A 15870-nucleotide genomic window follows, 5' to 3' on the forward strand; every position below is an offset into this window, starting at 1 on the left:
ATATATCTAGCATGAATGAATTTAATTTGTATTTTTGTTATATAAAATATAAAATATAAAATATAAAATATAAAATATAAAATATAAAATATAAAATATAAAAAATGAAAAAGATAATCTTAAGTATTCTAGTAATCTATTCAAGTTATGGTTTTGCACAAAATGTGATTTTAACCAGAGATGCTTTTTCTCAAGGAACTGCTCTTTCAGCTATGGTAAACACAAGAACAGGTAAGTCTTTAACTTATAGTGAAGTTGCAGGTTCACCATATGTTAATGTGAATTTTTCGATGGCAAAAATTGCAGAAAATTATGAAAAAATAGCTGTAAGATATAATAGCTATGCTGATCAAATTGAATTTGAGAGAAATGGAAGTATAATGGTTTTACCCAAAGAAACATTATTCTCAAGAATTGAAATAGAAACCCCAAAGCAAACTATAGTTAATCTTGAAACAAATGATGAGCTAAGCGGATATTTTTATGAAATTGTAAATGGTAAAGTAGCACTTTACAAAAAGGTAAAAACCATTTTTATAGACACAAAACCTGCTTCTAATAGTTATTCAACTGAGGAACCAGCACACTTTAAATTGCTAGATCCTATTTTTTATATCAAAAATGATAAAGGTTATATTAAAAAACCTCGAAATCAGAAAGAAATTATTGCACAGTTTCCAGACAAAAAAGATGTATTAAACGTATTCTTTAAAGAGAATAAAATTAAGTTTGATAAAGAAGATGATTTAAAAAAACTTGTTAGTTATTTAAATAAGAATTAGATCAAATAATAATTTTATCTCTATTTCAACAATCTTAATAGGAACTTAGTTCAATTTAAAAGTGATAATATATTGAAATAATCTACCACATATTTAATATATGGTAGATTTTGTTGTATATAATGTGTTAAACCAATTAATATTTGTGTAATTGGTTTTTTTTTAACAATTTTACAAATTGAATAGATTATACTGATTTGTTTATAAATCAATTTTTTAATACAAAAAAATAATTTAAATTAAAAATGAAAAAAAAATATTTTTTATTAATGCTTTTACCTGCATTATATTATTCACAAACTTCTAAAGAGAAAGAGATTATTGCTTCCCAATCAAATCATAATGGTAATGAAAGATTAAAAATTGAATTGAAGAATTATGAAGACGAAAGATTACTTCGCGTTGCAAACTATTTAGAACAACATCCAGATGATCAAAGAATTGTTAAGTTTGGGGAGTCAGGCGTGAAAGAAATAAAAGATGTTTCTGCTAATGGTGATGTCTATTATGTTTCAACTTACAATGAAGGAGCAGCAATTACAGCGAGAGCAAATAGACTATATAATGGTGGTAGTTTAGGGCTAAATATTCAAGGTCAAAATATGACCGCAGGGATTTGGGATGGAGGAGTTGTACGCGCTTCCCATCAGGAATTTTTGCAGGGATTATTTTCAAAGGTTAATGTAGTAGATGGAGGAGCAATGTCAGATCATGGTACACATGTGGCTGGTACAATTGCAGCGACTGGAGTTAATCCCTTAGTTCGAGGTCTAGCATTTAACGCTTCGCTTAATTCTTATAACTGGACTAATGACCTAAGTGAAATGCAAAGCGAAGCTTCTAATGGACTATTAGTTTCCAATCACTCTTATGGTCCTGATTTAACTACAGATAGTCAACTGTGGTATCTAGGCGCCTACTCACAAGATGCAAAACTTATTGATGAATTATGTTTTAACAATCCTTTTTATCTACCGGTCTTTGCCGCTGGGAATAGTAGGAATATAACTACTCCTCCGTATTCAACACAGGCGTCGGCTAAATCAGGATATGATATTATTTCTGGAGATGCTATAGGTAAAAATGTTTTGACTGTTGCAGCTGTACAGGAGGTTCCCGTTTATACTGGAAGTAGTAGTGTTATTATGTCTAGTTTTAGTAGCTATGGCCCAACCGATGATGGTAGAATTAAACCGGAAATTTCAATGAAAGGTGTTAATGTTTTTTCAACAACATCAACATCCGATTCTAGTACAGGTTTTAAGTCTGGAACATCAATGGCAGCACCTGGGGTTACAGGTGTAGTTGTTTTATTGCAACAATATTACAACTTATTGTATTCAAATTATATGAAGGCAGCGACTGTAAAAGGTTTAGTGATGCATACAGCAGATGAAGCTGGGAATAACCCTGGGCCGGATTACGCGTTCGGTTGGGGGCTTATCAATGCAGAAAATGCAGCTAAAGTGATAAGAGATAAGAATCTTAGCTCCGGAAGAACTATCATTGAAGAGAATACATTAGCAAACGGAGCCACTTTTACAAAGTCAATAATTACAAACGGAACACAGCCATTGAGAATATCTATTTCATGGACGGATCCTATGTACGGAACTCCCAACAGTTCTGAAATAGATCCCCCTACAAAATATTTAGTAAATGATCTCGATGTAAAGGTAACATCATCTAATGGAACTGTATATTATCCGTGGAAATTGCAAGGCATGACAGCTCCCACTAGCCCGGCAACAAATATTTCTGCTAATAATACAGATAATTTCGAACGAGTGGATATACCAGGCGTCGCAGATACATATACTATATCAGTTACTCACAAAGGTTCTTTGACAAATATGACACAGAATTTTTCATTAATTGCTAGTGGTGGTAATATTGGTACATTAGGGACAAATAATATTTTACCGAAAGAAAATGAAATTAAAATTTATCCTAACCCAGCCAATGATTGGATTAATTTTATTAATAATAACGGACAAGAAGCAACTATAGTATTATTAGATGCATCTGGTAAATTATTGAGAAAAGAAATTATTAAAAATGGCAAAATTTCTGTAAAGGATTTGGTAAAGGGGAATTATATGCTTATATACTCTGATAAGAAAAACAAAAGCCAAAGTTTTAAATTTATAAAAATCTAATTTTAGATTAGAGTTGAAGATAAGTCAAAAAAAACAGTTTAGTATTTACTAAACTGTTTTTTTTTGAAAATAAATTTATGTTAAAACTTTTTGGATTTTGGAAGAATTAATTTTATTGATAATTATAATATATGGGAGATTTGCAATTGTATATGCAATATAAAAACATAATCATTGTTAGTTTTATAGTTAATATAATCTTACTTATCATAAAATAGAAATTAAATTTGGTGATGTTAATTTTTTTTAACATATTTGCACCAAATAATATTAAAATTTGTTAATATGAATGTGAAATTTAAGGTACTAAGCGTAGGCGCTTTGTTTTTTTTAGGGCAAATTATTGATGCACAACAAAAAGATACATTAAAAACCACTCAAATAGAGGAGGTAGTAGTGCAGCAAGGTATCCGAACGGTTACTAAAAGAACTGCGGTTACAGCTACTCAAAAAATTGACAATGATTTGATTGAAACCAGAGGGCAGACTAACGTACTAAATGCTGTACAGGGTCAGTTAGCTGGGGTAAATATTTCCACAGGAACTGGTCAGCCTGGAGCAAAGCCAACGGTTATTATTAGAGGTGTTGGTACTCTTACGGGTAATACAGATCCTTTGTATGTGATTGACGGTTTTCCATCTAATGCGGATAATTTCAGATCGATCAATCCGTACGATATAGAGACCTTCGAGGTTTTAAAAGATGCTGCGTCAATTTCAGAATATGGAAACAGAGGATCCAATGGGGTTATTGTTATAACTACCAAAAGAGGTAAAATGGGTGGCTCAAGACTTAGTGTGAGATATAATGCTCAGACTGGTTTGTCCTTTATGCAGAATAATCGATATAGATATTCTGATGCCAAGCAATTGCTAACATTAGAGAGAATGAAAGGTTCTGGTCCGGGAGCTTCAATGACTCCGGCAATGATAGAAGCTAATGCTGTAGATACTGATTGGTTGGGCTACTTTTTTAGACCAGGTTTAATGACATCGCATAATGTTAATGTTGAGAAGTCAGCTAAGAATTTTTCTAGTTATTTTTCTGCAGGTTACGTAGATCAAGATGGTATTCTTTCTGATACTTATTTAAAGAGATTCACATTTAGATCAAATGTTACGGGTAAAAGCGATAATGGTAAATTCAACTATTATGTAGGTATGGCAGTAGGGTTGTCAAAAAATTCTGATCAGCCAAGTACTGGTACTGCAGGGGTGAACCAAAACCCAATTTTAGGAGCTTTACAATCAGCACCATACATCAGTCCTAATCAATATACTACATCTGGACAATTATTTGCAGATTATATTGCAGATGGAACATTAAGACTTAGTCCCTTGTTTTTGATTGATAAATTAAAAAATTCGTACAATAAATTCAATGAAACTAGAATTGATGCTACTTCTGAATTGTCATATAAGTTGTTGGATGGTCTTACTGTGAGAAATAGATTGAATGCTCAAGCTCAGTTGCAGAGACAGAATTTTTTAATTGAAGGTCCTAATAGTTTAAATGCTTTATTATTCTCCCCAACAGTAGGCGTTTCTTCACTTAACGGCGGAGCGTTTAATGGAAGAGAACAATTTATCAACAACCAAACCTTCATCCTTAATGAACTTATTCAGGCTGATTACAAAAAGTCTTTTGGTAAGCATTCATTCGGTATTTCTGGTGCCATGGAATATAATTTCTCTCAATTTGAAGCCAATAATCAGGTTCAAAGAGGTCTAAATCCTAATACTTTTGTGCCAGGAGTTGGAACAGGTTACATTATAGATACTTCAGCCAATGATTTTTATGTGCCTACAGTTTCTACTTCAAAAATTAAATATAATCTAATCTCTTATATTGGATCATTTGATTATGATTTTGACAGAAAATATGGTGTAGTTGCCTCTATTAGAAGAGATGGTTCATCTAGATTTGGAAGCAACAGTACATGGGGTACATTCTGGTCAGTGGGTGGACGTTGGAATCTAGATCAAGAGGCTTTCATGAAGAACTTAGAATTTGTAAATATGTTCAAAATTAGAGGTTCTTATGGAACGGTAGGTAATCAGAGGATTGTAGATGGTTCTCCTTTTGCAGGTATTTTGCCTCCAGGGTTTTTAGACATCTATACTCCAGTTAATAATACCTATAATGGTGGTTTAGGGTTAGGAATTGCTTTCGGAGACGCCGATTTGAGATGGGAAACTACAAAAACGTATAATGTTGGTGCTGATTTCGAGTTTTTTAACAGAAAACTACGTGGATCTTTTGACTTTTACAATAAAAAAACCCTAGACATGTACTATGTTGATCAAATAGCTCCGATAGTTGGTACAACTTCAATTAGTCGTAATACTGATATTACACTCCAAAATCAGGGATTTGAATTGCTTTTAGCGTATGACTTAATTAAAAATGAGAATTTCAGATTAACCATTAATGGTAATGGATCAATTAACAATCAGGAAGTATCAGATATTGCAAGAGCAGGAGGGGAGATTGCTGAGGGAAGCACGAGCCAAACTAGAATTAGGAATGGTGAGCTACCTTTCTTATATTATCAATTTCATTATTTGGGGGTAAATCCTTCTAATGGTAATTTGTTATTTGAGGATGCAAATGGAAATGCAACAGAGAATCCAGTAAATGCAGATAGAAGGTTGGCAAAATACAATCATTTACCTAAATATCAAGGAGGCTTTGGATTTGATTTAGATTATAAAGGATTCTTTGCTACAACATTATTTACGTATGTTGGCGGAATTTATAGAATGGATTGGGATCTAGACGGTGCCTATGATCCAGATAATATTGGAGTTTTCAATGTATCCAAAGATTTACTAAATGCGTGGACTCCTACTAATACCGGTTCTAATATTCCTTCACTTACTGCATCTAACAGAGGGCTTAGTGAAAGTTCTGACCGTTTCTTAACAGATGCGTCTTATTTGAGATTAAGAAATGTTCAGATAGGTTATAGAATTCCTAAGAAATTCTTGGAAGGAACATTTATAAATGATTTGAGTATATCTTTACAGGCAGAAAATTTAGTAACTTGGTCAAAATGGAGAGGTTTTGATGCCGAAAGTCCAAGAGTAAGTGATCAACTTCAATATCCAAGCGCTAGAATGTTTACAGTAGGTTTTGATGTTAAATTTTAATAAATTAGAAAAATATGAAAAATTATATAAAATTAGTATTACTAAGTGCAGGAACGCTTTTTGTCTCTTGCGATAATGATCTTTTAGAACCATATACACCAGGTCAACTTACAGAAGAGGTTGCACTTAAAACAAGTACTGACCTTGGGAATTTAATGAATTCTGCTTATGCAAATATATCTTCAAGGTCTGAAGCTGTTGATGTTTCAGTCTTTACTGATGAGGTCAGTATAGGTTTCGGTAATGGTGGTCAAGGAGTAGGTGATGATTATGTATTTTTGATGAATCCTGGATCAAGTCTTCCACAGAATATTTGGGCAAATTCTTATGCTGCTTTAGCGAGAATAAATAGAGTTATTAAATATGCTGATATTATTGTTCCTTCTAATGCTGCTGATGCACAGGTGATTGCAAGAATAAAAGCACAGGCTTTAACAATGAGAGCGTATTGTCATTTAAGACTATTGGCTTATTTTACAACAGATATGAAAGACAATAATGCTTTAGCTGCAATCATTTCTGATAGAGTTTTTACTAGTACAGAAAGCCAGAATCCTAGAGCTACAAATGGTGCTTTTTACGCTTTTATTCATAGTGATTTAGATACTGCTATTTCTTTATTTACAGCGAATCCAACTGCATTTAGTAATGTTACGGCTAATGAAATTTTTGCAAGAGGTCTTAAAGCGAGAGCTTATGCTTACAAAGGTGATTATAGCAATGCGTTGACATATGCGACTCAGGTAATTAATTCGGGTTTAGTTCTGGCTAACCCGACACAATATAGACAAGTATTCTTTTCAGATAATCAGCCAATTAATGCAGAGGTGATTTTCAAATTAAGGAGAACTCCAGTGCAAAATGCTCAAGCTAGTAATCTTCACAATGGGTGGGTTTCTTTACAGCCAAACTTAGCAGGTTCTCCATTCTATGAAATGAGTAGATCATTGCATAATGTGTTAAATCCTACGAATTTACCAGGTTCTGATGTAGCAACTTTGGGTGATGTAAGAGCTAATGTAAACATAGCACCTTCTTCTATTATTGATCAGACATATTTGACATCTACAGATATTAGAAATACAGACAAGATTATTATTAATAAGCACGGTGGTACTGCGTCAGGTACTACTACATGGGCAACTACAGCGTCTAATACAAATAATAATGATTTTAAAATTATGCGACTTTCAGAAATGTATTTGATAAGAGCTGAAGCTTATGCGGACGCTGCAAATCTTAACCTTGCTGCAGCAGCTGCGAATGTAAAATCAATTAGAGATGCGCGTTTTGGAGCGGCACAAGCTGCGCCTGTTTATTCTTCAGCATCACAAGCATGGGCAGGTATTTTAAATGAAAGAAGAATTGAGTTCTCATACGAAGGTTATCGTTTTATAGACCTAAAAAGATTAGGAACTTTAGCTGGCCAAGGTATTGATAGACATCCGGCAGATTATAGTTATTCTAGTGCAATCTATCCAGGTGCAAATCCTACTAACTTGCCTTTAAATAGTTTCAAATGGGCATTGCCTATACCACAAGTTGAGATTAATGTAAATAAAATTATCCAACAAAATCCGGGATATTAATTTAAATAATTTTTAATTGAAAGAAATATGAAAAAGATATTTTTAGCTTTTTTTAGTATTGTTCTTACAGTGTTTTTTGTAAACTCTTGTGAAGAACATGAGAATCTAACTTATGAAGGTGATTCATTACTTCATTTCGACAGAAAAGATCAGACTGCACCAAGTGGTAATGCGAAAGTTACTTACGGAGTTACAAAGGCTGTTTCGGGAGATCATACTGTTGAGTTAGTTTTAAACTCTGCAAAATCAACCGCTGTACTTGGAACAGATTTTACAATTGTTGAAGGTACTGATGTTTTGAAAAGTGGTTCTGTACTTGGTGATTTTGTTATTAATGTAAATCCTGCTGCTGCTGCTGCTAAGAAGGAGGTAGTTTTTAATGTAAAATCTTCTACGCTTAAGAGTGCAACGTTTAATCAAGAAGTTTTAGTTAAATTTAGTTGTCCATCTGCTTTAGCAGGAACTTATCAATATTCTACGGTTAATGCGTTCGCTCCTGGATTAGCTGTTGTACCAGGACCTATAACAGGTAATGTAATTTTGCAGCAAGTGGGCGATGGTATTTATTCAATTTCTGATTCTAGCTTTGGAGCTTATTCAAAATGGTCAGGTTATGCACCTGCTTCAACTGGAATTAGACTTGTAGATCTGTGTAATACTCTTTCTTTTACCGGAGCTAATATACAATATGGTGATACTTGGTCTATTTCTGATGTTGTTGTAAATGGTAATAAATTAACATTTAAGTGGACAACTTCATATGGAGAATATGCTACAACTACTTTGACTAAATCAAATGGTAATTGGCCACCTCTCAACTAATAAGTAAATTTTACTATTAATATAAACCCTGTCTCACGACGGGGTTTTTTATTTCCTTTTATTTCTTATTTTTGCCTTACAATAAAAATAAATGAAATACCCTTTTCTCATCATATTTTTTCTTGCCTCTTTTTTTAAAGCTCAGGTTATTGTCAACAAGACTGACTCCAATATGTTGGAGAAGAAAATGAAAGATACACTGATCATTGATTCCGGAACAAAAGATTCTTTAAAGATTTTTAAACCGACTATTAATGATTATCAGTATCAGACACAGTTTTCTGAAAAGAAAGTTTTTGATACAGCGATGACGTTTAATAAAACGTATATTTTTTCGCAGTACAACAACAGAGATGATTTCGGAAGGGTACAGTTTGCGAATATTGGTTCTGGATTTAATCCTTTGTCTTATGAAATGAATGCTGAACAGAATCTGGCATTACTTCCTACAAACAAGTCGTACGGAATTTTAGGAATTAACGATGTAAAATATTATGATGTAAAAACACCTACCGCTGCTTTTATCTATCATACGGCAATGAGAAATGGTGCTGCTTTGCAGTCTACATACACCCAAAATATTGGTAAAAGATTCAATTTTTCGCTTGATTATATGGGATTGCGTTCGCAGGGATTTTATAGAAATTCTCTAGCTTCAAATAACAATACTTTATTTTCCGGTCATTATACTTCAAAAAGCGGAAACTACGAATTGTTTGCGCACTACCTTCATCAAAACGTAAACAATCAGGAAAATGGAGGAATTATTAACGATGATCTCTTTCAGTCTGGGAACAGACAGTTCAGGAACAGGCAGAATGCGCAAGTTAATTTAGCATCTTCAAGTTCGCAATTTTCATACAGAAGATATTATTTAAGTCATCAGTTTACACCTTTCAATTCTGAAAAATTTCCTTTTAGAATAAGACATACCCTTTTTAATCAGGGAAACAAATATTATTATGGTCAGGATGCGCCTGAAGAATATTGGTATTCAACAGCTGCAGAATTAGTAAACGGATTCCCACTTCAAACTAAAAAATACTCAAACAATTTTAGTAACACATTAATTTTGGTTTTTGATAATGAAAAATTCAAATTAGATGCAGGAATTAGATATCAGATGTTAAAATTCGGAGTTACCGATATTACTTTGCCGGTTCTAGAAATTCCAAATGAGATTAAAGAAAACAGATTAGGAGCGGTAGGAAATCTTCAGATTAAACTATTTGATAAGTTCCAGGTAAATTCATTTTTAGAAATATCTAAAGGAAGTCAGTTCGGAGATTATCTCAAATCGACAAACAATGTGAAATTTGAGCCTATAAAAGATTATTTTGTCAATGCAAAACTGAATTTCCAAAGTGCTTATCCGTCATTTAATTACCTTGCAAATACCTCTGTTTACAATAATTATAACTACTTTCTTTCTGACGCAAAAAACCAGTCGGTTATGGAAGTGGGAGGAAGTTTAAATCTGAAATGGTTCAAGACCGAATTGTTTGCCAACTATTTTAGAATTGAGAACTATACGTATTTTGATATGGCTGCAATGCCAAGACAAAGCGCAAGTTCTTTAAATATTTCTCAGATCGGTGGTGATGCTACATTCAGCTATGGCAAGTTTCATTTAAATACAAGATTACAGTTTCAAAATGCTTTAACCAATAAAGATTTGCTTCCAATGCCTTCTATAATTGGAAGAGCCAATTTGTTTTTCCAGTCTAAAGCTTTCAAAAATGCAGCGGAAATTCAGGCAGGTGTAAAAGTGTATTACTTTTCAGAATTTGCAACGAGAGAATATTTTCCGATTCTTAACGAATATATTTTGCCAAGCGCAGACTCATTCTCGATCGGTGGACAGCCGATTGCAGATCTTTACTTTAATATGAAAGTGAAAAAAATGTTTTTCTTCATCGAAGGACAACAAATGGGAACACTTATTTCTCATAATAAAGCTTATGCATTTCCACATTATCCGGTCTACGATTTCAGACTGAATATAGGAATTGTTTGGTATCTGTTCAACTAAAATAAAATCAGGTTGAAAACAATAAATAAAATAGCATTTAACGAGATTGAAAGCATACCGCAACTGGTAAAAGATTTTCTGAATCATCAGATAGAAGGTTTCGAAAACTATACTTTTTCGTTAGAAAATTTTGCAAGACAAATTCATTCAAAACAAAATTCTTTCTCATCAGAGAAAAGAGAAATTCTCGTTGAGACCCTTAAATCTCAGCTTTCTGATTTTACGATTTCAAAAAAACAATCAGAAAATTTAGAGAATTTAAAACAAAAAAATACATTTACGATAACAACTGGACATCAGCTGAATCTTTTTTCAGGACCTGTGTTTTTCGTATATAAGATTCTCCAGACGATAAAAACCTGCTCATATTTACAGCAGAATTTTCCGGACTTTAATTTTATTCCGGTATATTGGATGGCTTCTGAAGATCATGATTTTGCTGAGATTAATCATTTTAAAACAGAGAATAATTACTACGAGATCAACGAGAAATCCGGAAGTGCTGTAGGAAGAATTCAAATCAATGATACCTTTTTCATTTCAGAATTTGAAAAAGAATTCAAAGATTCTATTTTCGGAACTGAACTGATTTTAATGCTGAAAGAAGCGTATAAAACCGGAAATACTTTAACGGAAGCAATTCAGACGCTTGTAAACCGATTGTTTAGTGACTTTGGTCTGTTAATTTTAGACGGCGATTCAAAAGCTTTGAAAAATCAGATGAAAGATGTTTTTAAAGATGAGCTTCAAAATTTCAGCTTACATCAAAATTCAAAAGCGAAAGTAGATTTTCTGACTGAGAAATACAGTAAAGTTCAGGTGAATCCTCGGGAAATAAATCTTTTTTATCTTTCTGAAACCAGAGACCGGATAGATTTTGACGGTGAAAAATATTTTGTGGTCGATAAAAATATTCAGTTTACCGAAGAAGAAATTCTGACTGAGCTTGAAAACTTTCCGGAAAAATTCAGCCCGAATGCATTGATGCGTCCTGTTTATCAGGAAACGGTTTTGCCAAACCTTGCTTATATCGGAGGAAATGCTGAGATCATGTATTGGCTGGAACTGAAAGATTATTTTTCTGAAATAAATTTACCTTTTCCTATTTTAATTCCCAGAAACTCAATGTTGTTTTTAAAAGAAAAAACGTTGGGTAAAATGGCTAAGCTGGATTTAAAAATGGAAGATTTCTTCCAGAATTTCACTAAAATTACCAATAATAAGATTTTAGATAACAATGAAATTCTTAATTTGCTTAATGAAAAAGAAAATCTTCTCACGAGACAGTTTTCAGAATTGAAAAATGTAGCTGAAACGACAGAGCAATCTTTTGGAAATCTGGTAAAAGCTGAAGAAGTAAGACAGCTAAAGTCTTTCGAAAGAATGAAAAAGAGGCTTCTTAGAGCTGAGAAAATCAAGCAAAGCGAATTATTGGAGCGTCTTGAAAATTTATTTTTAGACGTCCATCCTTCTAAAACATGGCAGGAAAGAATTTTTAATTTCTCTGTGTTTTTTGCAGACTTAGGCTATTCGTGGATAGAATTTTGTCTGGAAGAAATGGTTGTGGAAGATTCAAAATTAATAATTGTTGCCATTTAATTTTAAAGAAGTATTTTTGTAACTTATAATATCGAAAATGATTAAGAGGTTTTTTGTACTATCTGGTTTATGTATGTTTTTGGGCTTATCTGCTCAGAAAACACACACGGTTATAAAAGGGGATACTCCATACAATATTTCTAAGAAATACGGAATTTCTGTAGATGAGCTATTCAAGTTAAATCCTAAAGTTAAAGAAGGAAAACTTGCCATTGGTGATGTTGTTAATGTAAAAGGGGGTAGTAATTCCACTACAAAAACACCTGTTACAACTACTTCTGCACAGACAGGTAAAATTATTCTTCAGCCAAAACAAACTATTTACGGTATTACAAAACAATACAGAATTTCTGAAACGGATCTAAGAAAATTAAATCCTGATCTGGATTCTCACACCAAAATCGGTGACGAAATCACGTTGCCTCTTGAAAGCATAAAAAAATATGGCGGAAATCAAACTGTAGCTACAACAAAACCTGTTGAAACAGCGCCTGTGGAAACTGCTTCTGCATCAAATACTAAAACGAAAATTGATTCAGGAAACGAAAGATCTTCAGCTTCGAATTCCCACTCAGGTCAGGATGAATATGCTACTTACACTGTAGAATCAGGAGATACTGTTTTTTCAATCGTCAATAAATTTGGGGTTAGCATTGATGAACTGATTGCATTAAATCCCGATTTAGCAAAAGGTTTAAAAGCCGGAATGGTTTTAAAGATCAGAAAACTTGACGCAGCATACATTAAAAAGAATGGTGATGCTTTAAGTGTGGTTCTAATGTTACCTTTCGGTTACAATACAGGGCAAACACAATATCGTGCTATGGCAACCGATTTTCTTACAGGTGCTAAACTAGCGATTGAAAGGAATGCTGCTGGTGGACAAAAATTAGATATAAAAATTGTTGATTCAGGAAATGAAGATTCATTCAAGAGTTCTTTGTCTCAAATCAATCCAAATAATACCGATTTAATTATCGGGCCATTTTTCAAGTCAAATGTGATTGATCTCTTAGATTTTACAAAAACTCAGAAAATTCCTGTGGTTGCTCCTTTTGCAAACTCTCCGGAATTATACAACTACAGCAACCTGATTATCGTTGAAACAAACGACCAGACGTATGCCGATAAAATTGCGGAAGAAGTAAAATCGGTTTATTCTGATCAGAAAATATATATTCTTGCAGATTCGAAAAAAGATAATGCGAATTATCTGAAGTCTAGTCTTGAAAAAAATGTTAAAAATGCACAGGTAAGTATTGTATCGTCTGCTTCTGATATTCAGTTGGATCAAAATATGATGACAGGTCAGTCTGCTCCCGTTATTGCCATTTTAGCAAGCGATAATGATACAGTAGGGGAAGCTTTTTCTAGTAAAGTTATTGCTTTGTCTAAAGAAGTTCAGGGTGTGAAAGCCTTCAGTATGTATGCTGTTCCGAGCTTCGAGAAAAAAGTTGACGAACTAAGTCAGGCAAGTCTTGTTTATCTGATGGACAGAAAGATTAACACGGATGGCAATTTTGAAAAAGAAATTTTAGCGGCTTATAAAGCAAAATATTGTAAAGTTCCTGGCAAATATGCTGTAATTGGTTTCGACGTTGTTAACGATATGTTGACAAGAGAAAACAAAAAAGGCGAAATCTTTAAACAGATCAATAAAGTTCAGACCCAGCTTGCTACCAAGTTTGAATTTGTAAAATCTAAATCAAACGGAGCTTATGTAAACACTGGTTTCCGTGTGATCAGATTGGTTCCTTAATTTTCAGGAACGGTATATTAAACTAAATATTTGTATTAATTTTTAAATAAATAAATGAAAGCACTTGTATTTCCTGGGCAGGGATCACAGTTTGTAGGTATGGGAAAAGAGTTGTACGATTCCCGTAAAGACATCAAAGATCTGATGGAATCTGCCAATGAAATTTTAGGTTTCGATATTCTTTCCCTTATGTTTAGCGGGACAGATGAAGATCTTAAAAAAACTGAAGTTACACAACCTTCAATCTTTATACATTCTGTTGCTGCGCTGAAAGCTGTAAATGGTCTTGGTGCAGAAATGGTTGCTGGGCACTCTTTAGGAGAATTTTCTGCATTAGTGGCAAACGGAGTTTTATCTTTCGATGACGGTTTGAAACTGGTTTCTGAAAGAGCAAAAGCAATGCAGGCTGCTTGTGATGCCAATCCGAGCTCGATGGCTGCAATTTTAGGATTGGATGATGCTAAAGTAGAAGAAATCTGTGCATCAATCAGTGGAGTTGTTGTTCCTGCAAATTACAACTGTCCCGGGCAATTGGTGATTTCCGGAGAAACGGCTGCAGTAGAAGAAGCTTGCGCAAAATTAAAAGAAGCAGGCGCAAAAAGAGCATTGCTTTTACCGGTAAACGGAGCTTTCCATTCACCATTAATGCAACCTGCACAGGAAAGATTGGCAACTGCTATTGAGAACACAAAATTCAGAAACGCAACAATTCCTGTTTATCAGAATATCACGACAACTGCTGTTACAGATCCTGATCAGATTAAAGCGAATCTTATCGCTCAGTTGACAGGTCCTGTGAAATGGACACAGTCTGTTCAGAATATGATCAAAGACGGAGCAACTAATTTCGTAGAAGTAGGTCCCGGAAAAACACTTCAGGGATTAATCAAGAAAATTGATAGCGAAGTAGCTTCTGCTTCTGCAATCTAAATTACAATACAATGGGCGAAATTTATTCACCGGGAAAGCTGATGCTTACTTCAGAATATTTCGCTGTAGACGGAGCTCTTGTCCTTGCTGTACCCACAAAGCTAGGACAGGAGTTTTTTTTTGAAGAAAAGCATGACGGAAAATCAATCGTTTTCTGGGAAGCTTATCATCAAAACAAATTATGGTTAAAAGTTGTCATTGATTACAAAAACTGGCAGATTTTAGAGACCAATATTACTTCAAGCGCAGAGTTTATTCTGAAAACTCTCCAAAATGTTCAGAATCTTTCTGAAACTAAATTTAAAAATACAACGACCTATCTTTTAAAAACAAACCTTCAGTTTCCTCCAGATTACGGTTTGGGAAGCAGCTCTACTTTAATGAATAATTTGGCAGAGTGGGCGCAAATTGACCCTTTTCATTTGAATTCAATGAGTTTGGGTGGAAGCGGGTACGATATTGCTGTTGCGCATGCGAAATCTGCAGTATTATTTCAGAATAAACCTGAAATACATTTTGAGAAAGTAGATTTCAACCCAAGTTTTAAAAATGAACTGATTTTTATTCATCTTAATCAAAAACAGGATAGCCGTGAAGCAATCAATCTTTACAAGTCAAAATTAAAGTCTCAAAATCTGATTGATGAATTTTCTGATCTCACAAGAAATATTTTAATGTGTAATGAATTAGATAAATTTTCTGAACTAATAATGTTACATGAACAAAATATTTCCGATTTTATTAAAATTCCTACAGTTAAATCACTTTTTTTTGCAGATTGTGCAAAATTTGTCAAAAGTTTAGGCGCTTGGGGCGGAGATTTTGTAATGAGTGCAAAATTTGAAGGCTTTGAAGACTATTTTTGGGGAAAAGGTTTTACAACAATTTTCGAATGGGATGGTTTAATTGATTGTTAGTCAATTGATTAATTAAATCATTTTTTATTTGCCATTTTCGCTTATATGTTTATATTTATCGAAGTTTAACAAATAGTTAATATTAATTATGTTAAACCGACAAAAAGCAAAAAGAAAATATAAGTAAA

General features: G+C 33.4%; 10 protein-coding genes. All 10 read left to right on the forward strand.

What is annotated here, in order from left to right:
• The first annotated feature begins 104 nt into the window (after nucleotides 1-104).
• Nucleotides 105-782 carry a hypothetical protein gene (locus BM371_RS08030; RefSeq protein WP_131430983.1) on the forward strand — a complete coding sequence of 226 codons (678 nt, stop codon included), beginning with the start codon at nucleotides 105-107 and terminating at the stop codon, nucleotides 780-782.
• 245 nt (nucleotides 783-1027) lie between these two features.
• Nucleotides 1028-2941 carry a S8 family serine peptidase gene (locus tag BM371_RS08035; protein WP_051882905.1) on the forward strand — a complete coding sequence of 638 codons (1914 nt, stop codon included), beginning with the start codon at nucleotides 1028-1030 and terminating at the stop codon, nucleotides 2939-2941.
• Between the two features lie 285 nt (nucleotides 2942-3226).
• Nucleotides 3227-6094, forward strand: a complete 2868-nt coding sequence (locus tag BM371_RS08040; RefSeq protein ID WP_074958646.1) for a SusC/RagA family TonB-linked outer membrane protein — start codon at nucleotides 3227-3229, stop codon at nucleotides 6092-6094.
• 14 nt (nucleotides 6095-6108) lie between these two features.
• Nucleotides 6109-7683: a RagB/SusD family nutrient uptake outer membrane protein gene (locus BM371_RS08045; RefSeq protein ID WP_034677948.1), complete on the forward strand. Its 1575-nt coding sequence runs from the start codon at nucleotides 6109-6111 to the stop codon at nucleotides 7681-7683.
• Between the two features lie 27 nt (nucleotides 7684-7710).
• Nucleotides 7711-8505 (forward strand): hypothetical protein, encoded by a 795-nt coding sequence (locus BM371_RS08050; RefSeq protein WP_034677949.1) that lies wholly within the window; start codon nucleotides 7711-7713, stop codon nucleotides 8503-8505.
• A gap of 91 nt (nucleotides 8506-8596) precedes the next feature.
• The gene (locus BM371_RS08055) at nucleotides 8597-10537 is read left to right on the forward strand and encodes a putative porin (RefSeq protein WP_034677950.1); all 1941 of its coding nucleotides are present in this window, start codon (nucleotides 8597-8599) and stop codon (nucleotides 10535-10537) included.
• Between the two features lie 12 nt (nucleotides 10538-10549).
• Nucleotides 10550-12136 carry a bacillithiol biosynthesis cysteine-adding enzyme BshC gene (gene bshC / locus BM371_RS08060; protein WP_034677951.1) on the forward strand — a complete coding sequence of 529 codons (1587 nt, stop codon included), beginning with the start codon at nucleotides 10550-10552 and terminating at the stop codon, nucleotides 12134-12136.
• 37 nt (nucleotides 12137-12173) lie between these two features.
• Nucleotides 12174-13895, forward strand: a complete 1722-nt coding sequence (locus BM371_RS08065) for an amino acid ABC transporter substrate-binding protein (RefSeq protein WP_051882909.1) — start codon at nucleotides 12174-12176, stop codon at nucleotides 13893-13895.
• Nucleotides 13896-13949: 54 nt separating this feature from the next.
• Complete coding sequence (gene fabD / locus BM371_RS08070) at nucleotides 13950-14825, forward strand: ACP S-malonyltransferase (protein WP_034677953.1); 876 nt, start codon at nucleotides 13950-13952, stop codon at nucleotides 14823-14825.
• Between the two features lie 11 nt (nucleotides 14826-14836).
• Nucleotides 14837-15742: a GYDIA family GHMP kinase gene (locus tag BM371_RS08075; protein WP_034677954.1), complete on the forward strand. Its 906-nt coding sequence runs from the start codon at nucleotides 14837-14839 to the stop codon at nucleotides 15740-15742.
• Nucleotides 15743-15870 lie beyond the last annotated feature (128 nt).

Origin of the sequence: Chryseobacterium formosense, from assembly GCF_900116415.1 — a bacterium.
Classification (GTDB): domain Bacteria; phylum Bacteroidota; class Bacteroidia; order Flavobacteriales; family Weeksellaceae; genus Chryseobacterium; species Chryseobacterium formosense.

Bases quoted from the DNA above. Each gene is read 5' to 3' on its own strand.
- BM371_RS08030 (WP_131430983.1), top strand. From the start codon at position 105: ATGAAAAAGATAATCTTAAGTATTCTAGTAATCTATTCAAGTTATGGT.
- BM371_RS08035 (WP_051882905.1), top strand. From the start codon at position 1,028: ATGAAAAAAAAATATTTTTTATTAATGCTTTTACCTGCATTATATTAT.
- BM371_RS08040 (WP_074958646.1), top strand. From the start codon at position 3,227: ATGAATGTGAAATTTAAGGTACTAAGCGTAGGCGCTTTGTTTTTTTTA.
- BM371_RS08045 (WP_034677948.1), top strand. From the start codon at position 6,109: ATGAAAAATTATATAAAATTAGTATTACTAAGTGCAGGAACGCTTTTT.
- BM371_RS08050 (WP_034677949.1), top strand. From the start codon at position 7,711: ATGAAAAAGATATTTTTAGCTTTTTTTAGTATTGTTCTTACAGTGTTT.
- BM371_RS08055 (WP_034677950.1), top strand. From the start codon at position 8,597: ATGAAATACCCTTTTCTCATCATATTTTTTCTTGCCTCTTTTTTTAAA.
- BM371_RS08065 (WP_051882909.1), top strand. From the start codon at position 12,174: ATGATTAAGAGGTTTTTTGTACTATCTGGTTTATGTATGTTTTTGGGC.
- fabD (WP_034677953.1), top strand. From the start codon at position 13,950: ATGAAAGCACTTGTATTTCCTGGGCAGGGATCACAGTTTGTAGGTATG.
- BM371_RS08075 (WP_034677954.1), top strand. From the start codon at position 14,837: ATGGGCGAAATTTATTCACCGGGAAAGCTGATGCTTACTTCAGAATAT.